Annotated in this window: 36 protein-coding genes and 1 pseudogene; 3 read left to right on the forward strand and 34 right to left on the reverse strand. The window is 40.5% G+C overall.

Going from position 1 to position 23477, the window contains the following annotated elements:
* Positions 1 to 17: 17 nt before the first annotated feature.
* Complete coding sequence (locus tag PBAL39_RS18960; protein WP_008244534.1) at positions 18 to 1130, forward strand: M42 family metallopeptidase; 1113 nt, start codon at positions 18 to 20, stop codon at positions 1128 to 1130.
* A 398-nt stretch (positions 1131 to 1528) separates the two neighbouring features.
* Positions 1529 to 2428 carry a sugar phosphate nucleotidyltransferase gene (locus PBAL39_RS18965; protein ID WP_039867102.1) on the forward strand — a complete coding sequence of 300 codons (900 nt, stop codon included), beginning with the start codon at positions 1529 to 1531 and terminating at the stop codon, positions 2426 to 2428.
* Between the two features lie 78 nt (positions 2429 to 2506).
* On the opposite strand, the gene dnaK is transcribed toward PBAL39_RS18965, so the two are convergent.
* From dnaK to PBAL39_RS19130, 33 genes and pseudogenes are all read right to left on the reverse strand, one after another.
* Positions 2507 to 4420, reverse strand: coding sequence for a molecular chaperone DnaK (gene dnaK / locus PBAL39_RS18970; protein WP_039867103.1), 1914 nt, complete (start codon positions 4418 to 4420; stop codon positions 2507 to 2509).
* A gap of 171 nt (positions 4421 to 4591) precedes the next feature.
* The gene (locus tag PBAL39_RS18975; protein WP_039867104.1) at positions 4592 to 5794 is read right to left on the reverse strand and encodes an SAM-dependent methyltransferase; all 1203 of its coding nucleotides are present in this window, start codon (positions 5792 to 5794) and stop codon (positions 4592 to 4594) included.
* A gap of 138 nt (positions 5795 to 5932) precedes the next feature.
* Complete coding sequence (rplQ, locus tag PBAL39_RS18980; protein ID WP_008244538.1) at positions 5933 to 6472, reverse strand: 50S ribosomal protein L17; 540 nt, start codon at positions 6470 to 6472, stop codon at positions 5933 to 5935.
* An 89-nt stretch (positions 6473 to 6561) separates the two neighbouring features.
* Positions 6562 to 7554, reverse strand: a complete 993-nt coding sequence (locus PBAL39_RS18985) for a DNA-directed RNA polymerase subunit alpha (protein WP_008244539.1) — start codon at positions 7552 to 7554, stop codon at positions 6562 to 6564.
* Positions 7555 to 7634: 80 nt separating this feature from the next.
* Entirely contained in the window at positions 7635 to 8243 is a 609-nt protein-coding gene (gene rpsD, locus PBAL39_RS18990; protein WP_008244540.1) for a 30S ribosomal protein S4, read from the reverse strand.
* A 65-nt stretch (positions 8244 to 8308) separates the two neighbouring features.
* On the reverse strand, positions 8309 to 8698 hold the full coding sequence (gene rpsK, locus PBAL39_RS18995; RefSeq protein WP_008244541.1) for a 30S ribosomal protein S11: 390 nt from the start codon (positions 8696 to 8698) through the stop codon (positions 8309 to 8311).
* Positions 8699 to 8719: 21 nt separating this feature from the next.
* Positions 8720 to 9097, reverse strand: a complete 378-nt coding sequence (gene rpsM / locus PBAL39_RS19000) for a 30S ribosomal protein S13 (protein WP_008244542.1) — start codon at positions 9095 to 9097, stop codon at positions 8720 to 8722.
* A gap of 84 nt (positions 9098 to 9181) precedes the next feature.
* Entirely contained in the window at positions 9182 to 9298 is a 117-nt protein-coding gene (ykgO, locus tag PBAL39_RS19005) for a type B 50S ribosomal protein L36 (protein ID WP_008244551.1), read from the reverse strand.
* A 1-nt stretch (position 9299) separates the two neighbouring features.
* On the reverse strand, positions 9300 to 9518 hold the full coding sequence (infA, locus tag PBAL39_RS19010; RefSeq protein WP_008244555.1) for a translation initiation factor IF-1: 219 nt from the start codon (positions 9516 to 9518) through the stop codon (positions 9300 to 9302).
* 71 nt (positions 9519 to 9589) lie between these two features.
* The gene (gene map / locus PBAL39_RS19015; RefSeq protein WP_039867105.1) at positions 9590 to 10375 is read right to left on the reverse strand and encodes a type I methionyl aminopeptidase; all 786 of its coding nucleotides are present in this window, start codon (positions 10373 to 10375) and stop codon (positions 9590 to 9592) included.
* A gap of 6 nt (positions 10376 to 10381) precedes the next feature.
* Positions 10382 to 11716, reverse strand: coding sequence for a preprotein translocase subunit SecY (gene secY / locus PBAL39_RS19020; RefSeq protein ID WP_008244559.1), 1335 nt, complete (start codon positions 11714 to 11716; stop codon positions 10382 to 10384).
* Positions 11717 to 11719: 3 nt separating this feature from the next.
* Positions 11720 to 12166 carry a 50S ribosomal protein L15 gene (gene rplO, locus PBAL39_RS19025; protein WP_008244560.1) on the reverse strand — a complete coding sequence of 149 codons (447 nt, stop codon included), beginning with the start codon at positions 12164 to 12166 and terminating at the stop codon, positions 11720 to 11722.
* 109 nt (positions 12167 to 12275) lie between these two features.
* Positions 12276 to 12455 (reverse strand): 50S ribosomal protein L30, encoded by a 180-nt coding sequence (rpmD, locus tag PBAL39_RS19030; protein ID WP_008244564.1) that lies wholly within the window; start codon positions 12453 to 12455, stop codon positions 12276 to 12278.
* A gap of 4 nt (positions 12456 to 12459) precedes the next feature.
* Entirely contained in the window at positions 12460 to 12978 is a 519-nt protein-coding gene (gene rpsE / locus PBAL39_RS19035) for a 30S ribosomal protein S5 (RefSeq protein WP_008244566.1), read from the reverse strand.
* 18 nt (positions 12979 to 12996) lie between these two features.
* Positions 12997 to 13350 (reverse strand): 50S ribosomal protein L18, encoded by a 354-nt coding sequence (gene rplR / locus PBAL39_RS19040; protein WP_008244568.1) that lies wholly within the window; start codon positions 13348 to 13350, stop codon positions 12997 to 12999.
* 5 nt (positions 13351 to 13355) lie between these two features.
* Positions 13356 to 13913, reverse strand: coding sequence for a 50S ribosomal protein L6 (gene rplF / locus PBAL39_RS19045; protein WP_008244569.1), 558 nt, complete (start codon positions 13911 to 13913; stop codon positions 13356 to 13358).
* Positions 13914 to 13931: 18 nt separating this feature from the next.
* On the reverse strand, positions 13932 to 14330 hold the full coding sequence (gene rpsH, locus PBAL39_RS19050) for a 30S ribosomal protein S8 (protein ID WP_008244571.1): 399 nt from the start codon (positions 14328 to 14330) through the stop codon (positions 13932 to 13934).
* Positions 14331 to 14446: 116 nt separating this feature from the next.
* Positions 14447 to 14716 carry a 30S ribosomal protein S14 gene (rpsN, locus tag PBAL39_RS19055; protein ID WP_008244572.1) on the reverse strand — a complete coding sequence of 90 codons (270 nt, stop codon included), beginning with the start codon at positions 14714 to 14716 and terminating at the stop codon, positions 14447 to 14449.
* Positions 14716 to 15285 (reverse strand): 50S ribosomal protein L5, encoded by a 570-nt coding sequence (rplE, locus tag PBAL39_RS19060; RefSeq protein ID WP_008244573.1) that lies wholly within the window; start codon positions 15283 to 15285, stop codon positions 14716 to 14718. The genes rpsN and rplE overlap by 1 nt, the downstream gene beginning before the upstream one ends.
* Positions 15285 to 15623 (reverse strand): 50S ribosomal protein L24, encoded by a 339-nt coding sequence (gene rplX / locus PBAL39_RS19065; RefSeq protein WP_008244574.1) that lies wholly within the window; start codon positions 15621 to 15623, stop codon positions 15285 to 15287. Before rplX ends, rplE begins: the two co-directional genes overlap by 1 nt.
* Before the next feature lies 1 nt (position 15624).
* On the reverse strand, positions 15625 to 15993 hold the full coding sequence (gene rplN, locus PBAL39_RS19070) for a 50S ribosomal protein L14 (RefSeq protein ID WP_008244575.1): 369 nt from the start codon (positions 15991 to 15993) through the stop codon (positions 15625 to 15627).
* Position 15994: 1 nt separating this feature from the next.
* A complete protein-coding gene (gene rpsQ / locus PBAL39_RS19075; protein WP_008244576.1) occupies positions 15995 to 16249 on the reverse strand; it encodes a 30S ribosomal protein S17 in 255 nt (84 codons plus the stop codon).
* Positions 16250 to 16262: 13 nt separating this feature from the next.
* Positions 16263 to 16472: a 50S ribosomal protein L29 gene (rpmC, locus tag PBAL39_RS19080; protein ID WP_008244577.1), complete on the reverse strand. Its 210-nt coding sequence runs from the start codon at positions 16470 to 16472 to the stop codon at positions 16263 to 16265.
* Between the two features lie 74 nt (positions 16473 to 16546).
* The gene (gene rplP, locus PBAL39_RS19085; protein WP_008244578.1) at positions 16547 to 16969 is read right to left on the reverse strand and encodes a 50S ribosomal protein L16; all 423 of its coding nucleotides are present in this window, start codon (positions 16967 to 16969) and stop codon (positions 16547 to 16549) included.
* A gap of 38 nt (positions 16970 to 17007) precedes the next feature.
* Positions 17008 to 17853, reverse strand: coding sequence for a 30S ribosomal protein S3 (gene rpsC / locus PBAL39_RS19090; protein WP_008244579.1), 846 nt, complete (start codon positions 17851 to 17853; stop codon positions 17008 to 17010).
* Between the two features lie 5 nt (positions 17854 to 17858).
* Positions 17859 to 18221 carry a 50S ribosomal protein L22 gene (gene rplV, locus PBAL39_RS19095; protein ID WP_012780780.1) on the reverse strand — a complete coding sequence of 121 codons (363 nt, stop codon included), beginning with the start codon at positions 18219 to 18221 and terminating at the stop codon, positions 17859 to 17861.
* Positions 18222 to 18228: 7 nt separating this feature from the next.
* The gene (gene rpsS / locus PBAL39_RS19100; RefSeq protein ID WP_008244581.1) at positions 18229 to 18495 is read right to left on the reverse strand and encodes a 30S ribosomal protein S19; all 267 of its coding nucleotides are present in this window, start codon (positions 18493 to 18495) and stop codon (positions 18229 to 18231) included.
* Positions 18495 to 19319: a 50S ribosomal protein L2 gene (gene rplB, locus PBAL39_RS19105; protein WP_008244582.1), complete on the reverse strand. Its 825-nt coding sequence runs from the start codon at positions 19317 to 19319 to the stop codon at positions 18495 to 18497. Before rplB ends, rpsS begins: the two co-directional genes overlap by 1 nt.
* A gap of 23 nt (positions 19320 to 19342) precedes the next feature.
* Positions 19343 to 19633, reverse strand: a complete 291-nt coding sequence (rplW, locus tag PBAL39_RS19110) for a 50S ribosomal protein L23 (protein ID WP_008244583.1) — start codon at positions 19631 to 19633, stop codon at positions 19343 to 19345.
* A gap of 1 nt (position 19634) precedes the next feature.
* Entirely contained in the window at positions 19635 to 20264 is a 630-nt protein-coding gene (gene rplD, locus PBAL39_RS19115; RefSeq protein ID WP_008244584.1) for a 50S ribosomal protein L4, read from the reverse strand.
* 4 nt (positions 20265 to 20268) lie between these two features.
* Positions 20269 to 20886: a 50S ribosomal protein L3 gene (gene rplC, locus PBAL39_RS19120; RefSeq protein WP_008244585.1), complete on the reverse strand. Its 618-nt coding sequence runs from the start codon at positions 20884 to 20886 to the stop codon at positions 20269 to 20271.
* A gap of 178 nt (positions 20887 to 21064) precedes the next feature.
* Complete coding sequence (locus tag PBAL39_RS19125) at positions 21065 to 21460, reverse strand: DUF1634 domain-containing protein (protein WP_008244586.1); 396 nt, start codon at positions 21458 to 21460, stop codon at positions 21065 to 21067.
* Positions 21457 to 22292, reverse strand: a pseudogene (locus PBAL39_RS19130) (sulfite exporter TauE/SafE family protein). Before PBAL39_RS19130 ends, PBAL39_RS19125 begins: the two are co-directional and overlap by 4 nt.
* 139 nt (positions 22293 to 22431) lie before the next feature.
* On the opposite strand from PBAL39_RS19130, the gene PBAL39_RS19135 reads away from it, so the two are divergent.
* On the forward strand, positions 22432 to 23034 hold the full coding sequence (locus PBAL39_RS19135; protein WP_039867142.1) for a hypothetical protein: 603 nt from the start codon (positions 22432 to 22434) through the stop codon (positions 23032 to 23034).
* A gap of 96 nt (positions 23035 to 23130) precedes the next feature.
* On the opposite strand, the gene rpsJ is transcribed toward PBAL39_RS19135, so the two are convergent.
* On the reverse strand, positions 23131 to 23436 hold the full coding sequence (gene rpsJ / locus PBAL39_RS19140) for a 30S ribosomal protein S10 (RefSeq protein ID WP_008244591.1): 306 nt from the start codon (positions 23434 to 23436) through the stop codon (positions 23131 to 23133).
* Positions 23437 to 23477 lie beyond the last annotated feature (41 nt).

Here is a 23477-nt window from a genome sequence, read left to right on the forward strand (position 1 = left end):
TTCTAAAAACACAATAAATGGCAAAAAAGAAAGAAGATCAACAGAAGCATGTTTCTGTGGTTACGAAAAAATCAATCCAGTTTTTTGAAGAATATATAAATAATCCATCTCCTACCGGCTTTGAGTATCCTGGCCAGAAGTTATGGCTGGATTACCTGAAACCATATATCGATGAAAGTTTTATCGACAACTATGGAACCGCTGTAGGGGTCATCAACCCGAAGGCCGACTATAAAGTTGTCATCGAAGCACATGCTGATGAGATCTCCTGGTTTGTAAATTACATTACTGCTGACGGCTTGATCTATGTTATCCGCAATGGTGGATCCGACCACCAAATTGCCCCTTCTAAAAGGGTAAACATTCATACCGACAAAGGGCTGGTAAAAGCTGTATTCGGATGGCCGGCAATTCACACGAGATCGGGAGAGAAGGAAGAGGCTCCGGCATTAAAAAACATATTCCTGGATTGCGGATGTACCAGTAAGGAAGAGGTTGAAAAACTGGGTATCCATGTAGGTTGCGTCATCACTTATGAGGATGAATTTATGGTACTTAACGACCGTTACTATGTAGGTCGTGCACTGGACAACAGAGCGGGTGGTTTCATGATCGCCGAGGTGGCCAGATTACTGAAGGAAAATAAACAGAAGCTGCCTTTCGGGTTATATATCGTTAACTCTGTGCAGGAAGAAATTGGTTTGCGAGGTGCAGAAATGATTGCTCATCGCATCAAACCTAATGTAGCCATCGTTACGGATGTGACGCATGATACCTCCACCCCAATGATCAACAAAATCACACAGGGAGACCTATCTTGTGGTAAAGGACCAGTAGTCTCGTATGCTCCAGCGGTACAAACAAACCTGAACAAACTATTGATTGATACTGCAGAGAAAAATAACATCCCTTTCCAGCGTCAGGCTTCTTCAAGATCAACAGGCACAGATACGGATGCATTTGCCTATTCCAACGGCGGAGTACCATCGGCGTTGATCTCCTTGCCTTTACGTTACATGCACACTACGGTAGAGATGATCCACAAGGAAGATGTCGACAATGTCATTAACCTCATTTATCACTCCTTGCTGAATATCAAGAAAGATCACGATTTCCGTTACTCTAAATAAGCGGATCTAAAAACTTTAGAAAAAACGTGTATGGAAAAACCATATACGTTTTTTTTGCTTAAGTTTCTCAGAATCAAAACACCCGCATTTCCATGTACCACAATTGACGCACAACAACTCAACAAAAAACGGAAATGACAAACTAAAAGAGTGAAATGCTGTTGTTGAAGAGCAAAGGGTGTAGGTCACAGGCGCGACCGTTTTAGTGTCAGATGATCATAAATTTGTACGACTAACGTTTTAGAATCTTAACAGGAAAGAAACCAAGAAGTGACGGAGGAAAAGCTATATTAGACTTTTAAGTACTCGTGTCTGTTTTTTATCCGATTTAATCGATACAAAACTAAAAATCCTGTACATTGTACCCTGAATATAAACTTAATAATTATTTTAGTAACATGAAACCTACGTTATTAATATTAGCCGCCGGTATGGCGAGTCGCTACGGCAGTATGAAACAGATTGACGGGTTCGGCCCGAATGGCGAGACAATTATAGACTACTCTATCTATGATGCCATCAAAGCAGGCTTCGGTAAGGTCGTCTTCATCATCAAAGAAGAATTTTTAGACAACTTCAAAGCCATATTCGAGCCCAAACTGGCTGGCAAAATCGAAACAGGTTATGTATTCCAGAACTTCGATCTGAAACAATTTGGAATCGATATCGACATCCCAAGAGAAAAACCATGGGGAACTGCCCATGCCATCCTTGCAGGAAGAAATGAAATTAAAGAACCTTTCTGCGTCATCAATGCTGATGATTATTATGGTTTTGACGCTTTCCAGAAAATGGTCACCTTCCTTACGGAAGAAGCCAATGGAAGCAACTACTCCATGATTGGTTACGAAATAGGTAAAACACTTTCAGACTACGGATCTGTTTCAAGAGGTGTTTGTAAAGTGGATGATGCAGGTTACCTGGAAGACATTAATGAGCGTACAAAGGTATTACGTGACGGTGACGCCATCGTTTACGAAGAAGACGACAAACAACACCCACTTGCACCAGATACACGCGTATCGATGAACTTCTGGGGTTTTACACCAGAGGTATTCAAAGTTACCGAAGACCTGTTTCGGGAATTCGCTATGGCAAACCAGGAAAAACCAAAATCTGAGTTTTTCATTCCATTGGTGGCAGAGCACCTGGTAAAGACAAATAAAGCCAGCTTCAAAGTGGTTCCTACAGATAGCAAATGGTTCGGTGTGACTTATAAAGAGGATAAGCCAATCGTTCAGGATAGCATTGACCAATTGGTTAAAAATGGCACTTACCCTGAGAACCTTTGGAACTAACATAAGCGAATCACATTTTTTATAAACAGAAAGGCCCCTGATGAAACATCAGGGGCCTTTCTTATGGTCCTTCAAAGACTATTTATTGTCGTCTTTTACTTCTTCAAAATCTACATCAGTCACATCGTCACCACCTGCAGATTGAGCATCAGCCTGAGCATCTGATGCGCCTTCTGGTTGTGCACCATCCTGACCTGCTTTGTACATATCTTCAGAAGCTGCATTCCATGCATTCTGCAATTCAGTCTGAGCTGCATCGATATCAGCAAAGTTCCTTGCTGCATGCGCATCTTTCAGTTTTTTCAAACCTTCTTCGATAGGTGCTTTTTTATCTGCTCCAAGTTTATCACCGAATTCTTTCAGTTGTTTCTCAGTTGAGAAGATCAACGCATCAGCACTGTTGATTTTATCAGCTTCATCTTTAGCTGCTTTATCTGCATCAGCATTTTGCTCTGCTTCTTCTTTCATTCTCTTGATCTCTTCATCAGTTAAACCTGAAGAAGCCTCGATACGGATTTTCTGCTCTTTACCAGTAGCTTTATCCTTTGCACTTACATGCAGGATACCATTGGCATCAATATCAAAAGCCACTTCTACCTGAGGAACACCACGTGGTGCTGGTGGAATACCATCCAGAATGAAACGACCGATCGTACGGTTCTGAGCAGCCATTGGACGCTCACCCTGTAAGATGTGGATTTCCACTGAAGGCTGGTTATCAGCAGCAGTAGAGAACGTCTCTGCTTTTTTTGAAGGAATAGTTGTATTGGCTTCGATCAGTTTAGTCATCACGCCACCCATAGTCTCAATACCTAAAGAAAGAGGGGTAACATCCAATAACAATACATCTTTCACTTCACCAGTCAATACTCCACCTTGGATTGCAGCACCAATAGCTACCACCTCATCAGGATTCACACCTTTAGAAGGTTCTTTACCAAAGAAAGCTTTAACTGCATCCTGGATTGCAGGGATACGTGTAGAACCACCTACTAAGATGATTTCGTCAATATCAGTTGTTTTTAAACCTGCATTTTTCAATGCTGATTTACAAGGATCAATCGTACGTTTAATCAGGTCAGCAGCCAATTGCTCAAATTTAGCACGGCTCAGGTTTCTAACCAAGTGTTTAGGACCTGTTGCATCAGCAGTAATATAAGGCAGGTTGATCTCTGTAGAAGTAGTGCTTGAAAGCTCAATCTTAGCTTTCTCAGCCGCTTCTTTCAAACGTTGCAATGCCATCGGATCCTGGTGAAGATCCATGCCATTCTCAGATTTGAATTCTGAAGCTAACCATTCAATAATAATGTGGTCAAAGTCATCACCACCTAAGTGTGTATCACCGTCGGTAGATTTCACTTCAAAAACACCATCACCAAGTTCTAGTACAGAAACGTCATGAGTACCACCACCGCAGTCAAACACAACAATTTTCATGTCTTTATGTGCTTTATCAAGACCGTAAGCCAATGCAGCTGCAGTAGGCTCGTTGATGATTCTTTTTACTGTTAAACCAGCAATCTCGCCAGCTTCTTTAGTAGCCTGACGTTGTGCATCATTGAAATATGCAGGAACAGTAATTACTGCTTCTGAAACTTCATGACCCAAAAAGTCTTCCGCTGTTTTTTTCATTTTCTGCAAAATCATCGCAGAAATCTCTTGTGGAGTATATTTACGGTCGTCAATTTCCACACGTGGTGTATTGTTGTCGCCCTTTACCACCGTATAAGGTACACGACCACTTTCTTTAGTAACCTCAGCAAAGCTGCTGCCCATAAAGCGTTTGATCGAAGAAATTGTTTTTGTTGGATTGGTGATTGCCTGACGTTTAGCCGGCTCTCCTACTTTACGTTCTCCATTTTCTGCAAAAGCAACAATGGATGGCGTAGTGCGCTTACCCTCACTGTTGGCTATAACTACAGGTTCGTTACCTTCCATTACGGCTACGCAAGAGTTCGTTGTTCCTAAGTCTATACCAATAATTTTTGACATCTTATTTATCTCTGTTTACGTTATTAATTCTTTTTTATTATCAACTCTTTAACAAGCAATGTGCCAATTGGTTTTTGGCAGAAAATCTATGATTCCATGTTTCAGAATAGAATCTTATGTCCGAATCAGGTTACAAAAATGTGACAGGATGACAGAAGTCGTCACATTCTGTTATTCAGGCCATAACAGACGTTCCAGATGATGGTAACGAATACCGAAATAAGTCTTGGTTTCCTGTATCTTTTTTAGAATCTCCGGGCGGCGTGCCTCCAGCTGAGAAATGGCCTGACCAGTTATTTTTGTACCAACTACCAGCACATTCTTAGGTGTATGCGCATCGGATATAAACTCAAACACCTTCGTTTTGTACCCATAGTATTCCAGAATCAGGGCCCGTATTCCATCGGTTACCATCTCGGCCTGCCGTTCCATGAAAATGCCATACTTCGTCAGTACACTACATTCATTCCTTACTTTATTTGCTTCCATTTCCCGGCGGATCTGCTTATGACAACATGGAGCAACCACGATCAGACCTGCTCCTCCCTGAATCCCTTTATAAATGGCATCGTCTGTCGCGGTATCACAGGCATGCAGGGCAATTAGTAAATCCAGCTTTGGAACCTCAAATTCCTGAATCGTACCTTCCACAAAATTAAGCAGCTCAAAACCGGATTCCTTTGCGATAGAATTACATAATGTTACTAGGTCCTCGCGAAACTCAACACCGGTCACCTGCACATCAAGCTTCAGCACTGTATGCAGATAGTCGTACAGCGCAAAAGTAAGGTAACCTTTACCTGAACCCATATCTACAACTTTATGCACGTCACCGTCTTTATAATCCCTGATCAGCGCACTCAGAATTTCTATATATTGATTGATTTGTTTGTACTTGTCCTGTGCATTTTTATACACCTGCCCATCAGGGCCGGTAATTTTCAAGGCTTCCAGATAAGACTTACCTGCCGGCTGAATCAGTCTGCGTTTTTCCTTATCGTGAGACGAACTTTGCGGTGTAGTCAGCACGTTCGCCTTCTCCCGGATAACGATTACATCTTTCTTATTATGCTCCAGTACGATTTCCTTTTCTGTGGTAAACAGTGTGGCTACTTTAAAATCATTGCTGATTAAGTTGGAAACCATCTCCGTCCCTTCAGCAATTCCAAGATTCTTAAAAATGTCGCGTGTTTTATACCGATAGGTAAAAGAAAGCATGTCATTTCGTTTGATCTTCACCTTACGGATATAGATGTTTTTAAGCTCCTTATCATTTCCCTGATAATTGCCCAGGGAAACCTTCAAAAAAGTAGCATTTGATAAACTGGAAGACAGCAGATCCCGAAACTGCTGTAATTGGGATTGATTGGACATCATTTATAATTTACTCCGCAAAGATAGGTCATTTAGATGAAGGAGGCCATAGTTAATCACAGCGAACCGTCTTACCCGCCGGGCACAAAAAAAGCCCTGTCCAATAGGACCAGGGCTTCTCTTAAAGAAATCGGGAAATTATTCTCCTTTATCTTCTTTTGTTTCTTTGATTTCAGGAGCTTCCTCAGCAGCTGGTGCTTCTTCAGCAACAACCTCTTTAGCTTCTGCGTCAGCAACAGGTGCATCAGCTTTTTTCGCTTTGCTTCTACCACGACGTGTAGTTTTCTTCTCAGCAGATTCAGCAGTTTTACAGTATACTTCGTTGTAATCAACCAATTCGATCAACGCCATCTCAGCGTTATCACCTAAACGGCTGTTTAACTTAATGATCCTTGTATAACCACCTGGACGGTTAGCTACTTTCGCAGCGATATCACGGAACAATTCAGTAACAGTTTCTTTATCCTGTAAGTAACCGAAAACAATACGACGTGAGTGTGTAGTATCAGTTTTAGATTTTGTAATTAAAGGCTCAACATACATACGTAAAGCTTTTGCTTTAGCTAAAGTAGTCGAGATTCTTTTGTGTTTAATCAACGATGAAGCCATGTTAGCCAACATCGCCTTACGATGTGAATCTGTTCTTCCTAAGTGGTTTACTTTTTTACCGTGTCTCATTTTTAAATTTATTCAGTGTGTACCGTCTCTGATGTTTAGCTGAGGGAATTACACACTATTAACAATATTGTTATTTTATTTTGTACTGTTTATTCTTCGTCCAGTTTGAACTTGGATAAGTTCATACCGAATGAAAGACTTTTGGATTTTACAAGCTCCTGGATCTCAGTAAGAGATTTTTTCCCGAAGTTTCTGAATTTTAACATATCAGCTACATCGTAGGAAACAAGATCTGCCAAAGTACGGATGTCAGCTGCTTTCAGGCAGTTTAATGCACGTACCGAAAGATCAAGATCCACCAACTCAGTTTTAAGGATCTTACGCATGTGCAGGATTTCCTCGTCTACTTCTTTGGTCTCTTCTTTAGCTTGAGATTCCAATACCAGATTCTCATCAGAGAACAACATAAAGTGCTGGATCAAAATTTTCGCAGCTTCTTTAAGTGCCTCTTCAGGATGGATTGATCCATCAGTAGAGATGTCTAATATTAATTTTTCATAATCTGTTTTCTGCTCAACACGATAGTTTTCAATCGTGTATTTTACATTTTTCATTGGGGTGAAGATCGAATCGATTGCGATCACGCCAACAACAGCATCATTGATTTTATTTTCTTCTGCGGGAACATAACCGCGACCTTTGTTGATAGTTAATTCTACCTCTAAAGTCACTGTTTTTTCCATGTTACAAATAACGAAATCAGGGTTAAGTACCTCGAAGTTGTTAGAGAATTTTGTAATATCTCCAGCTGTAAACTGATCTTGACCGTTTACTAAAATGAAAACTTTTTCAGAATCACCAGAATCACCTACTTTTTTGAAACGCACTTGTTTCAAGTTAAGGATGATTTCCGTCAAATCTTCTACAACACCTTTCATCGTAGAAAACTCATGAGATACGCCAGAAAAACGAATACTTGTAATGGCATAACCTTCTAATGAAGAAAGTAAAATTCTTCTTAAGGCATTACCAATTGTTACACCGAAACCGGGTTCTAAAGGACGAAATTCAAATATACCATCGAAATCGGTTGATTTCTGCATGATTACCTTATCTGGTTTCTGAAATGCTAAAATTGCCATTTATGAATGTTTTTAGATCGTTATTAAATTGATGTAATATATTCAGTTAATTGCCTGAAGCAGGCAATTAACTGAATATATTACTTAGAGTATAACTCTACTATAAGGTTCTCTTTGATATTTTCCGGGATCTCGTCGCGGTTAGGATAAGACAGAAACTTACCTGTTAATTCGCTTGCATTCCAATCTAACCAATTGAATTTATTGATTACTCTTCCTGCTACGGAGTTGGTGATGGCCTCTAAAGTTTTTGATTTCTCGCGAACTGCGATAACATCACCAGCTTTTAATTGATATGAAGGAATGTTAACTACTTCACCGTTAACTGTTACGTGTTTATGGCTAACTAACTGACGTGCAGCTGAACGTGTGGTAGCAATACCTAATCTATATACTGTATTGTCTAAACGTGCTTCTAATAATTGCAATAAGTTATCACCAGTAATACCTTGACGTGACGACGCTTTGGTAAACAAGTTGCGGAACTGACGCTCTAATACACCATAAGTGTATTTCACTTTTTGTTTCTCCATTAACTGTACTGCGTACTCAGATTGTTTTCCTCTTCTTTTCGAAGCGCCATGCTGGCCTGGGGGATAATTCTTTCTGTCTAATACCTTGTCAGGGCCAAAAATAGGCTCTCTGAATTTACGGGCGATTTTGGACTTTGGTCCTGTATATCTTGCCATTGTGTCTTGTTTTAAAGTATCGTGCAACCTGAAGCTGCAGACTCTTAGCTTTAAAAATTAATAAATTAAACTCTTCTCTTTTTAGGAGGACGACATCCATTGTGTGGAAGCGGTGTGATATCTTTGATCGAGGTTACTTCGATTCCTGAAACCTGCAATGTTCTGATTGCAGACTCACGACCTGAACCTGGACCTTTAACAAAAACCTCTACTTTACGCAGACCTAAATCAAATGCTACTTTTCCGCAGTCTGATGCTGCCTGACCTGCTGCATATGGCGTGTTCTTTTTAGAACCTTTGAAGCCCATTTTACCTGCAGAAGACCATGAAATAGTTTGACCGTTGTTATTTGTTAAAGTAACAATGATATTGTTAAAAGTAGCATTGATGTGGGCCTGACCAACAGACTCTATAACAACAATACGCTTTTTGGTAACTTTTTTACTCTTAGCCATAATTCTTATTCAGTACTAATTTTATTTAGTAGCTTTTTTCTTGTTAGCAACTGTTTTTCTCTTGCCTTTACGTGTACGAGAATTGTTCTTAGTGCGCTGACCACGTACTGGTAAACCTTTTCTGTGACGTAAACCACGGTAACAACCGATATCCATTAAACGTTTAATGTTCAACTGAACCTCTGAACGTAAAGCACCTTCTACTTTCACGCCGTCGTTGATAATAGTACGGATTGCTGATAACTCATCATCAGACCAGTCCTGTACTTTTTTGTTAAAATCGATACCTGCTTCCGTTAAAATACGTTGAGCAGTTGATCTACCTATTCCGAAGATATAAGTCAGACCAATTTCGCCTCTTTTGTTTCTTGGTAAATCAATACCTGATATCCTTGCCATATTTGTACTAAATGTTTGATTATTTGATTGAACCACAGATTGAGTAACCCGTACATTCAATCTACATCATAATTCAATAATTTCTTAACCTTGACGCTGTTTAAACTTAGGGTTCTTTTTGTTAATTACGTAAAGCTTACCCTTACGACGAATAACCTTGCAGTCAGCACTGCGTTTTTTAATTGATGACCTAACTTTCATTTTATTTATATCTATAAGTAATCCTGCCTTTTGATAAATCGTAAGGCGACATCTCTAATTTTACTTTGTCTCCAGGTAAAATCTTGATGTAGTGCATCCGCATTTTACCTGAAATATGAGCGATAATCTCATGACCATTCTCTAGTTCTACCCGGAACATGGCATTTGATAGCGCTTCTCTTATTACACCGTCTTGTTCAATGGAGGCTTGTTTAGCCATATAATATTGATTTTTACTTAATTAGCTGTTATTAAACAGGGTTGCAAAATTAAATAAAAAAAATTAATTATTTACTTTTTTTTATTTAAAACTTCCTCTATCATTGAAAAGGTCGATAGAACGTCCGCCTGCCCTTTTTTAACGGCCACCGTATGCTCAAAATGAGCAGATGGCTTGTTGTCTTTACTTGTTACTGTCCAGCCGTCAGACCAGAATTTTACGGACGCTGTACCAGCGTTGATCATCGGTTCAATCGCAATTACCATGCCTTCCTCCAATTTAATCCCCATACCGCGTTTGCCGTAATTGGGAACCTCTGGTTTCTCATGCAATTTAACACCTACACCGTGACCTACCAACTCGCGGACTACACCGAAACCATTTGCTTCTGCATGTGCCTGTACAGCATATCCTACATCTCCTATCCTCGAACCTACAACCGCCTTCTCAACACCTAAAGCAAGACATGTCTTTGTAACCTCTACAAGCTTCTGTTGCTCCGCACTGATCTCACCAATGGAGAAGGTATATGCAGAATCACCGAAGTACTTGTTTTTGATCACTCCACAATCCACCGATATCAAATCTCCCTCCTGGATCACATAGTCACTGGGAAACCCATGGACCACCTGGTCGTTTGGTGAGATGCACAATGAATAGGGAAATCCATTATAGTTTAAAAAGGCTGGGATCGCCCCGTTGTCCTGAATAAACTCCTCTGCAAGATCGTTTAGCTTTTTAGTAGTTATTCCCGGACCGATAACTTTGGCTACTTCAGCCAAAGTCATCGATACGAGTAAAGAACTTTCTCTTATTAACTCGATCTCCTCAAGAGATTTGTAATAGATTTTAGACATTCAATATTAGATCACCGCATTGGTACCGCTCGCAGCAGGAATTCCTGTACGGCCCGTTACCCTGCCTGTTTTCATTAAACCATCATAATGACGCATTAACAAATAACTCTCAATCTGTTGCAAAGTATCCAATACGACACCCACAAGGATCAGCAAAGAAGTACCACCATAGAAATGGGCGAACTCTGATTTGATTCCGAATTTAACCGCTACAGAAGGAAGGATCGCAATGATCGCAAGGAAGACAGCACCCGGGAAGGTGATCTTCGAAATTACGTCATCTATGAAGCTTGATGTAGCAAATCCAGGTTTGATACCGGGAATGAAACCACCATTTTTCTTCATGTCATCCGACATCTGTGTTGGGTTAACTGTAATGGCTGTATAAAAGAAGGTAAATGCAATGATCAAAAAGGCAAATGTCAAGCTATATGCCAATGAAGTGTAATCGCTGAACTGTACCAACCAGGTATTCTGCAAACTTGGAAAAAACTGAGTCAGTGTTGCAGGAATAAACATCAATGCCTGTGCAAAGATAATCGGCATTACACCAGCTGCGTTCACTTTCAATGGAATGTATTGTCTCACGCCACCAAACTGCCTGTTACCGACAATACGTTTTGCGTATTGCACCGGCACCTTACGTACACCCTGAACAATCATAATGGTGAACATCACCACCGCAAATAAGGCAACAATCTCCAACACCAATGCAATCAGACCACCATCACTCACAATTCTCGAAGTGATTTCCTGATACAATGCGATAGGCAATCTTGCGATGATACCCACCATAATGATCAAAGAAATACCGTTACCAATCCCCTTGTCAGTAATCTTCTCACCCAGCCACATCACAAACAATGTACCTGCAGCCAGAACGAAAGTGGCCATGACAAAGAATAACGTGTGATCAATAACGATCGCTTCCATAGGAACCTGTGTTTTTACGTAACCCACAGCCTGAACAGCGGTGATGGCTACCGTCAGGTAACGTGTAATCTGATTTAGTTTTTTCCTGCCGCTCTCTCCCTCTTTTTGCATTTTCTGGAATGAAGGAACAGCAATACCTAAGAGCTGAACTACAATTGAGGCAGAAATATAAGGCATAACACCCAAGGCAAGGATTGATACCCTTGAAAAAGAACCTCCGGCAAACATATCCAAAAGACCTAATAGGCCAGATTTCTCATTCTCACCTAAAAGAGTAGCATCAACACCTGGAAGAACCACATGTGATACAAACCTATAAACCAAAAGAATCATGAGCGTAAATACGATTCGCTCTTTCAATTCTTGAATTTTCCAAATATTACTTAAAGTAGTAAACAGCTTCTTCATTAATTACAATTTTTCGATTGAGCCTCCAACAGCCTCAATAGCTTTTTGTGCGGTTGCAGAAAAAGCATGTGCTTTAACTTCTAACTTAGATTTAACTTCACCACGACCAAGAACTTTTACAAGGTCATTTTTATGAGCTAAACCGTGCTCCTGCAATGTAGTAAAATCTATTGTAGTCAGGTTGAACTTTTCAGCCAATCCTTGCAATACATCTAAGTTTACACCAACGTATTCTACGCGGTTGATAGGCTTGAAACCTACCTTAGGCACACGACGTTGTAATGGCATCTGACCACCTTCAAATCCAACTTTCGTTGAATGTCCTGAACGTGAACCAGCACCTTTGTGACCACGTGTGGATGTACCACCGCGACCTGAACCGGTACCACGACCAATTCTCTTACTGTTTTTAGTAGAACCTGCTGCAGGTTTTAAATTACTTAAGTTCATTTTTGAAACTTATTGTGCTGCCCTTCGCTTTCACTAATCAGGGCAACGGTTAAACATATTTAAAGGTTGCAAATGTAGTCATATAAACCACATTTACAACCCTTAAAAATTATATACTCTCTATAGCAACTAAGTGATTCACTTTTCTCACCATTCCGATGATGGCAGCATTAGCTTCCACTTCTACACTTTGGTTCATCTTAGTCAAACCTAAAGCTTTCATCGTTCTTTTCTGGCGTTCGCTCCTATCGATAATGCTTTTTATCTGGGTTATTTTGATCTTAGCCATAATATTATCCGTTAAAAACTTTGTTTAAATCAACACCACGTTGCTGTGCTACTGTATAAGCATCACGCATTTTTGTTAAAGCATCTACTGTTGCTTTTACCACGTTGTGAGGATTGGATGAACCTTTTGATTTTGCCAATACGTTATGTACACCAGCACTCTCTAATACAGCACGCATCGCACCACCTGCAATTACTCCGGTACCTACCGCTGCTGGTTTGATTAATACAAAACCACCAGAGAATTTACCGATTTGCTCGTGAGGTACGGTACCATTCAGCAAAGGAACCTTTACCAGGTTCTTTTTAGCGTCATCGATACCTTTTGCGATCGCTTCTGTAACCTCTTTCGCTTTACCTAATCCGTAACCTACGATTCCGTTTTCATCACCCACAACCACGATGGCTGAGAAGCTGAAAGTACGTCCACCTTTGGTTACTTTGGCAACGCGTTGTATGCTAACTAAACGATCTTTTAATTCGATCTCGCTAGTCTTAACTCTTTTTATATTGATAGTTGACATTCTTCTCCTATTTTCAGATTAAAATACTAAACCAGCTTCGCGAGCACCTTCTGCCAACGATTTTACACGTCCGTGGTATAAGTAGCCATTTCTATCGAAAACAACTTCTTTAACACCTGCTGCAATCGCTTTCTCAGCTACTAATTTGCCTACCGCTACTGACTGCTCAGATTTGTTTCCTGTTCCAGAAAAATCTTTAGATAAAGAAGATGCTGATACAATTGTATTACCGGTTACGTCGTTAATGATTTGAGCATAAATTCCTTTATTGCTTCTATATACCGACAAACGTGGACGGCTATCAGAACCTGTTAATCTTTTTCTGATTCCTTTTTTTATACGATCTCTACGAGATAATTTTTTCCCTGCCATGATGATTATTTTTTAGAAGCTGATTTACCTGCTTTTCTTCTTAACACTTCGCCTACAAACTTGATACCTTTACCTTTATATGGCTCCGGAGCACGTAACGAGCGGATTTTCGCTGCTACCTGACCTATCAATTGTTTGTCAATACTTTCTAAAATGATTTTAGGAGTCTGACCTTTCTCTGAGGTAGTTGTGACTTTAATTTCTTCCGGTAACTGGAATACATAGTGGTGAGAATATCCTAAAACCAGATCTAGTGTATTACCTGTGTTTGTTGCACGGTAACCAACACCTACTAGTTCCTGAGATATTTTATATCCTTCTGTAACACCAATAACCATATTGTTCAACAATGAACGGTATAAACCGTGCAATGCTTTGTGTCTTTTCTGCTCAGAAGGGCGTTGTACTGTAAGTACGCCGTCTTCCTGACTGATGGTGATATCTGAATCAACTGCCTGAGTTAATTCTCCTTTTGGTCCTTTAACAGTTACAACATTATCTTTAGATACAGTAATTGTTACACCTGAAGGTACAGTAATTGGGGCTTTTCCTATTCTTGACATTTTGCTATCCTCCTTTAATTAATAAACGTGACACAAAACTTCGCCACCAATGTTTAGTCTGGCCGCTTCTTTATCCGTCATTACTCCTTTTGAAGTAGACAGGATCGCGATACCTAAACCATTTAATACTCTTGGCATATTTTCTACGCCGGCATATTGCCTTAAACCTGGTTTGCTGATACGGGTCAATGTACGGATGGCAGGAATTTTAGTGATTGCATTGTATTTCAACGCAATTTTAATCGTGCCCTGAGCATTAGTATCCTCAAATTTGTAGTTGGCAATGTAACCTTTATCGAAAAGAACTTTAGTAATCTCTTTCTTAAGGTTTGATGCAGGAATTTCTACAATTCTGTGATTTGCCTTGATGGCATTTCTTACTCTTGTAAGATAATCTGCTATTGGATCTGTATTCATTTTTATATAGTTGTGATAGTGGTTTCCTTCCCGACCTATTCGGGACGACCTGCCATCGGTTAATTTTTATTTTACTTATGCCCAGGGATAAAACCCTGAACATAAAGAAAGCTGTTTTACCAGCTTGCTTTTCTTACTCCAGGGATTTTACCTGCTAAAGCCATATCGCGGAACGTTACCCTTGATATACCAAATGTACGCATATAACCACGTGGACGTCCTGTCAATTTGCAACGGTTGTGCAAACGTACTGCGGATGAGTTTTTAGGTAACTTATCCAATCCTTCGTAATCACCGGCAGCTTTAAGTTCTGCACGTTTATCCGCATATTTAGCTACCAACTTTTGGCGCTTAATTTCGCGAGCTTTTACACCTTCTCTTGCCATTATACAGTCGTGTTATTTTGATTTTTAAATGGTAATCCAAATTGTTTTAACAGTTCCAATGCCTCAACATCAGTAGTAGCAGTAGTCACAAAAGTGATGTCCATACCTAAAATCTTGCTGATTTTGTCGATGTTGATCTCAGGGAAGATGATTTGCTCAGTAACACCTAATGTGTAGTTACCTTTTCCATCAAATCCTTTGTCATTGATACCTTTGAAGTCACGGATACGTGGCAAAGCTACGGAAATTAAACGATCTAAGAACTCATACATGTTGTTGTCACGTAAAGTTACACGTACACCAACCGGCATACCTTTACGCAACTTGAAGTTAGAGATATCTTTTTTAGATTTCGCACCTACTGCCTGCTGACCAGAAATGGTGCTCATCTCTAAAATAGAGCTGTCCATAATCTTTTTGTCAGTTACAGCGAAACGGCCAACACCTTGGTTGATAGCGATTTTCTCTAACTTAGGAACCTGCATTACGCTTTTGTAATTGAACTTATCTTTAAGTGCCGTTACAATTTCCTCTTTATATTTACTTTTTAATCTTGGTACGTAAGCCATTATTTGATCTCCTCTCCTGATTTTTTAGATACCCTAACTAATTTCCCATCAGCATTAAGCTTTCTGCCAACGCGAGTAGTAGCACCTGTTTTAGGATCTACTAATGCTACGTTAGAAATATGAAGAGCAGCCTCTTTTTTAATGATACCACCGTTTGGATTAGCAGCATTTGGTTTTGTATGTTTTGATACAAGGTTAACACCTTCTACAAGAATTCTGCTTTTAGATATCAATACTGAAAGCACGGTACCTTGTTGGCCTTTTGAATCGCCTGCGATAACCTTTACTAAATCTCCCTTACGAAGTTTAATTTTTGGTGTAGTTACTTTATTTTTCATTTTATAATACCTCCGGTGCTAATGATACAATTTTCATGAATTGTTTTTCACGCAGTTCTCTCGCTACCGGGCCAAAAATACGTGTACCTCTCGGCTCATCTTGTGCATTTAACAATACTGCTGCATTATCGTCGAAACGGATGTAAGAACCATCTTTACGTCTGATCTCTTTCTTTGTTCTTACAACTACGGCTTTAGAAACTGTTCCTTTCTTGATGTTTCCTGAAGGTAACGCGCTCTTAACGGTAACAACGATCTTATCGCCGATAGAAGCATATCTTTTTCCAGTACCACCAAGCACACGGATAACCAATACTTCTTTTGCGCCGCTATTGTCGGCTACGTTTAATCTTGATTCCTGTTGTACCATGTTATTTAGCCCTTTCTAAAATTTCAACTAATCTCCAGTTCTTGTTTTTACTCAGCGGACGAGTCTCCATGATCAGTACTGTATCACCAATACCGCAATCGTTTTTCTCGTCATGAGCCATAAATTTGGTAGTTTTCTTAACAAACTTACCATAGATCGGGTGTTTCACTTTACGTTCTACCGCTACAACAATAGATTTTTCCATCTTGTTGCTTACTACCAACCCGGTTCTTGTTTTTCTTAATTGTCTTTCCATTTCGACTCTAAAGTTATTTAGTTTCAGTAGCAGACTGAGCTTTACGCTTAGTCACTTCAGTTTTTAATCGGGCGATATCTCTTCTTACCTTTTGAATGCGGGTAGGATTCTCGATAGCCGAAATTGTATGTGCAAATTTTAACTTTACTAAGTTTTCAGTTTCTTCTGCAATCCTGGCTACTAGTTCTTCTTGTGAAAGCCCTGTGATTTCTGAGTTCTTCATTTTATTAATTTTTATGTGATGGGTCTAGCGGTTATAATAACAAGTTACTTACAACATTCAACCCATAACTCTTTTTATGCTTCTACGTAATCTCTACGTACTACAAATTTTGTTTGAATCGGCAACTTCTGAGCCGCTAATCTCATGGCTTCTTTAGCAATTTCTAAAGGAACACCTTCGGCTTCAAAAATAATACGTCCGGGTCTTACTACGGCTACCCAGTATTCCGGAGCACCCTTACCTTTACCCATACGTACTTCAGCTGGTTTCTTAGTTACCGGTTTGTCCGGGAAAATTCTAATCCACACCTGGCCTTCACGTTTCATGAAACGAGTTACCGCAATACGGGCTGCCTCTATCTGACGACTGGTAATCCAGGTCGACTCTAAAGATTTGATCCCGAAAGACCCGAATGACAATTCAGCACCACGTGTTGCTAAACCTTTCATTCTGCCTTTTTGCATCTTTCTGAACTTCGTTCTTTTTGGCTGTAACATTTTATTCTGATATTATCGTAAAACGATCTGTTAACTAATTACTTACGAGGACCTCTGTTCTGAGAATTTCCACCTCTGTTATCTCCTCTTCCTGCACCAGGACCGCCTTGACCAGGACCTCTGCCGCCACGACCTTTGTCGTTACGTCTGTCGCCACCGCCACGGTTATCTCTGTCTCTTCCACCGAAAGCACCTTCTGGTCTGCCACCTTTGCCTGGAGCATTGCTCGTTGCGCCGATGTTTGGAGAAAGATCACGTTTACCGTAAACCTCACCTTTACAGATCCATACTTTAACACCTATTTTACCGTAAGTAGTTAAAGCTTCTGCCAATGCATAGTCAATGTCAGCACGGAAAGTATGCAAAGGAATTCTTCCTTCTTTATACTGTTCGCTACGAGCCATCTCAGCACCACCTAAACGACCAGAAGTCATAATTTTGATACCTTCAGCGCCCATACGCATTGTTGCTGCGATGGTAGATTTCATTGCTCTACGGAATGAGATCCTTGCCTCTAATTGTTTTGCTACACCTTCTGCAACTAATTGTGCATCAAGCTCAGGGCGTTTAATCTCAAAGATGTTGATTTGAATTTCCTTTTTAGTCAGTTTCTTCAACTCTTCTTTGATCTTGTCAACTTCCTGTCCTGCTTTACCGATCACAATTCCCGGACGTGCAGTGTGGATCGTTACCGTGATACGTTTTAACGTACGCTCGATCACCACTTTTGCAACACCGCCTTTTGCGATACGTGCTGAAAGGTATTTTCTTATTTTTTCGTCCTCAACTAATTTATCAGCATAGTTGTTGCCACCGAACCAGTTAGAATCCCAACCTTTGATGATTCCTAACCTGTTACCTATTGGATGTGCTTTTTGTCCCATTTCTGTTAATTAGTTTGAGTTTCAACGTTTTTACTATCTACTATCAAAGTCACGTGGTTTGAACGCTTACGAATTCTGTAACCACGTCCTTGAGGTGCCGGTCTTAATCTTTTCAACTGACGGCCACCACCAACCATGATCGTTTTCACGTATAATTGGTTTTCTTCAGGGCGAGAACCTTCATTTTTTGTTTCCCAGTTTTTGATCGCTGATAATAAAAGTTTTTCAACTCTGATTGCCGCATCTTTATTGGTAAACTTCAAAATATGTAAAGCTTTCTCAACACGCTCACCTCTGATAAGATCTACAACCAAACGCATTTTACGTGGTGAGGTTGGACAATTGTTTAATTTCGCTACTGCTTCCATCTCTTAATTATTTTTTCTTTTCAGAGTGACCCCTAAATGTTCTGGTTGGAGCAAACTCTCCCAGCTTGTGACCAACCATGTTTTCTGTTACGTATACCGGTATAAATTTGTTACCGTTGTGTACTGCAAATGTATGACCCACAAAATCTGGTGAGATCATTGATCTGCGAGACCAAGTTTTAATGACAGACTTTTTGCCTGAATCATTCATAGAGACTACTTTCTTCTCTACGTTATGGTCAATATAAGGTCCTTTTTTAATCGAACGAGCCATTATTTCTTCCTTTTCTCTATGATGAAACGATTTGAGTATTTTTTAAGTGTACGGGTTTTGAAGCCTTTGGCATACATACCGTTTCTTGAGCGAGGCTGACCTCCTGATGAGCGACCCTCACCACCACCCATAGGGTGATCTACCGGGTTCATCGCTACCGGACGTGTTCTAGGACGACGTCCTAACCAACGTTTACGACCTGCTTTACCTAATACCTCATTTGCGTGATCTGAGTTGGAAACCGCTCCGATTGTTGCTAAACAAGCTACCAAAATTAATCTGGTTTCACCTGAAGGCATTTTCAATGTAGCATATTTACCATCACGTGCAGCTAATTGTGCATAAGCACCTGCACTACGTGCCAATTGAGCACCACGACCTGGATGAATCTCCACGTTATGTACGATAGATCCCAAAGGAATGTTAGCCAATTTCAAAGTGTTTCCTACTTCTGGAGCAGCTGTATCACCCGAAACTACTGTTTGTCCTACTTGCAATCCTTCTGGTGCAATAATGTAACGCTTCTCACCATCTGCGTAGTGCAATAACGCAATACGAGCGGTACGGTTTGGATCGTACTCAACAGTAGCAACTGTTGCAGGAATGTCAAACTTATCACGTTTAAAGTCAATTAAACGGTAAGATTTTTTGTGACCACCACCCATGTAGCGCATAGTCATCTTTCCTGTATTGTTACGTCCTCCCGATTTCTTAGAAGAAACAACCAATGATTTTTCGGGCTTGGTTGCTGTAATCTCCGTAAAGCTGGCACCTACTCTAAAGCGGGTTCCCGGAGTGACTGGTTTAAATTTTCTTAAGCCCATAGTTATAAATTATTCAATTCTTATTAAATATTCGCGTAATAATCAATTGTCTCGCCTGCTGCCAGTGTAACAATCGCTTTTTTGATTTTTGGGCTACGACCCGTAACTAAACCACCTTTAGTGTTTCTTGACTTTAGTTTACCATTTACCACCATTGTGTTAATGGCTAAAATGTTCACACCGTACATTTTCTCGATGGCTTGTTTAATCTGCAGTTTATTGGCTTTGTGGTCTACGCTAAAAGTAAAGCGGTTAGACTTCTCTGTCAATGCAGAAGCTTTTTCGGTTAATATTGGTTTCTTTAAAAATTCCATATTACTTGGCAAATGCCTCCTCCAATGTTTTAAGAGAATCAGCAGTCAACAAAAGTTTGCCACAGTTCAATACATCATAAGTATTTAACTGATCTGCAGTGATCACTTTCGCTTTCTGAATGTTTCTGCTTGATAAATAGATATTGTTATTTTGTGAAGGTAAAACCAACAATGTCTTCTCGCCAGCAAGATTTAACGCGCTAACTAAATTCACGTAGTTTTTAGTTTTGATTGAATCGAAACTGAAGTCTTCCAATACCACAACATTATTGTCTTGTGCTTTGTAACTCAATGCTGATTTACGCGCTAAAACTTTAAGTTTTTTATTCAATTTGAAACTGTAATCACGTGGCTGAGGACCAAACACACGACCACCACCATTGAACAATGGAGATTTGATACTTCCGGCACGAGCACCACCAGTACCTTTTTGCTTGTATAGTTTGCGGGTTGAACCTGCAATCTCATTACGTTGTTTAGACTTGTGAGTACCTTGACGCTGATTAGCCAGATATTGTTTAACATCTAAATAGATCGCGTGGTCAACAGGCGTAATGCCAAATACCGACTCAGGAAGCTGCACCTTGGCACCTGTCTCTTTTCCTGAAATGTTTAATACTTTAACTTCCATCTGCTTACTTATCTAAGATTACGTAAGAACCCTTAGCTCCTGGTACGGAACCACTAACTACAACCAGGTTTTTGTCAGCATAAACTTTCAAAACCTGTAAGTTCTGAATCTTTACTCTGTCTCCACCCATTCTACCCGCCATACGCATTCCTTTGAATACACGTGCAGGATATGAAGCCGCACCCAGGGAACCTGGAGCACGCATCCTGTTGTGCTGTCCGTGAGTTTGCCCACCAACACCACCGAAACCATGACGTTTTACAACACCCTGGAATCCTTTACCTTTTGATGTACCCACAACATCCACAAAATCGCCTTCGTTGAAGATGTCAACCGTTACTGTAGCGCCTAATTCAAGAGGCTCTTCAAACGGGTCAAATTCAACCAATTTACGTTTTGGGGTAGTGTTTGCTTTCGCAAAGTGGCCTTTAAGAGGCTGGGTAGTGTTCTTTTCTTTGGCTTCGTCGAAACCTAACTGAACTGAAACGTAACCGTCTTTCTCTTCGGTTTTTACCTGTGTTACTACACAAGGTCCAGCTTCGATCACCGTGCACGGAATATTCTTACCGTCGGCGTCGAAAATGCTGGTCATTCCTACTTTTTTTCCAATAATACCTGACATTTTCTTTTTTTAATTTAACACCCATCGAAGCAGTAGGGCTTCGTTCAAGGTGGATATGCATCCCCGTTAAGGGACGGCAAAAATACGAAAGAAATCTTAATTTTCAAATAGTTAGCTAATTATTTTTTCAAATAACCACTATTTTTTTTCGGGAAGGGCCAGCCCCCTTTCAAAGGGTCTAACCAACTAATTTATCGTTCAGGCTATACAGGATAATCGCCAGTACAAAAAATCCGATCAGCACGTACAGGTAATCACGCTCAATCAGAAAGCTAAAGATAGAAAAAACTACCCTTGCGACGGGCGTAAAAATCAACAATAATATACCGAATTGAATTAATGCCTTGGCATTCAGATTCTTTAATCCAATAAAAACTGCAGGAATATCAGAATAGCCCGACTTATGCGCATCAAATTTACTATAATCAATTGCAGCACCGCCGTTGGCAAACAGGTAGAAGACACCACCAATCAGCACCACGCTCATCGAAGCAATCACGCCCACACGAAGCAAGGTACCCAGGATGACCTGTATGTCTTTATCAGCAAAAAAATTCCTCTTTTCTTTCATCATAACCTGCCTGATAAACCATTATAAATCATCTGAAGCGCCAGGAAAGTCACCACAACTGCAAAAATCACTTTCAGTTTATCTGTTTTGGTCTTCACCAGAAGCTTCGAACCCAGCGTTGCCCCGCAGAGAACGCCCACAGCAACCGGCATCGCAATCCCCGCGTCAATCTGTCCGCGGTGCAGGTAAACAATCGCACTCGCTGCCGCAGTCACCCCCATCATGAAGTTACTGGTAGTCGTAGATACCTTGAACGGTATCCTCATAATGTTGTCCATTGCGATCACCTTCAGCGCGCCGGAGCCAATCCCCAGCAGCCCCGATATGATGCCTGCGAAGAACATCATCACGAAGCCGCCAACTACATTATGAACAGCGTACTTTTTTACCGTACCATCCACAGGGTAACTGCCATTGAGTTTAAAAAATACGGCCAGACGGCCAGAGGTGTCATTATCAGAGCGGTCGACTTTCTTGACCACCATCATGGCTGCAGAAAACAGCAGGATCAGTCCAAAGATAACCGCAATGTAACCGGCTCTATATATACGGTAATCACGGCGCCCACAATTGCACTGATGGTTGTCGCCATCTCCAGGAACATCCCGATCCGGATATTGGTAATACCCTCTTTCACATAAGCTGCTGCAGATCCTGACGAAGTTGCGATAACAGACACGATGGATGCGCCAATCGCATAATGGATGTCTACCCCAAGCGCCAGAGTCAATAGCGGAATGATGACCACTCCCCCACCTAAACCGGTAAGAGATCCAACTAGTCCAGCCAGGAAAGCTCCTGCTAAAACTATGACCGTAAATAGTAGTACTGACATCGCTGCAAATATACTATCTCCATCCATAACACAATAAAATTAAAATATGAATGTTAAACTAATTAACTTCATGCTTTTAAAGCAAGCCTGCCGGATCCGCATCCCAGGCTCAAATCATCCTAAAAACAAAACTATAAGAATGAAAAAACTTGTATTCCCATTTATTGCCGCGTTAATGCTCAACCTGAATACCCAGGCTCAACTCCCTGCAGACAGCGGAAAGATAGACCCCAGTTTAAAAGGACAATATGAATTTATGTTGTCAAGGTCTAAAACACTAAATGGCTATAAACTTGTCAACCCCAACCGCCTCAGCATACTCTGGAAAAATGCAGGCGACAGCCTCAGAAATGAACGCAGACAGCTCAGTACAGCAAAACAGAAAATTGCCGAGCAGGAGAAGAACATCGCTACCTTAAACAAGCAGATCACCGGCACAGAGAGCTCCCTGGCCAGCTCACAGGCACGCCTGGATGAAATCAGCTTCCTCGGGATCCCGTTCAGCAAATCTACTTATAATATGATTGTATGGACGCTCATCATTATACTCACACTAGCGCTGGTTATCGTTATCCTCCGTTCCGCAAAACACATACACGAAGCCAAATACAGAAGTGGCCTTTATGAGGAAATTGCCCAGGAATATCAGGCTTACAAAGTGAAGGCAAATGAGAAGGAAAAGAAACTTGCCAGAGAACTTCAGGACGAACGAAACAAACTGGACGAATTGAATAAAAGATAAATAAGAAAGGGGCCTTGGCCCCTTTGAGATAACATCAAAAAAAAAGCCTTCCCGGAGTTAATCCTGGAAGGCTTTTTTTTGAACTGTCAAATATAGTTACACTTTGATTTCAACTTCAACACCGCTAGGCAATTCAAGTTTCATTAAAGCATCAACTGTTTTTGAGTTAGAGCTGTAGATGTCTAACAAACGTTTGTAAGCACATAATTGAAACTGCTCACGTGCTTTTTTGTTCACGTGTGGTGAACGTAAAACAGTGAAGATTTTCTTTTCTGTAGGCAACGGAATAGGTCCGCTAACCACTGCACCCGTAGGTTTAACAGTTTTTACGATTTTTTCAGCAGATTTATCTACCAAGTTATAATCGTAAGATTTTAATTTGATTCTGATTCTTTGGCTCATTATAATATAAATTAAGGCTGCCGGTTAGAGCTATTAATAAC

Source organism: Pedobacter sp. BAL39, from assembly GCF_000170795.1.
GTDB lineage: Bacteria > Bacteroidota > Bacteroidia > Sphingobacteriales > Sphingobacteriaceae > Pedobacter.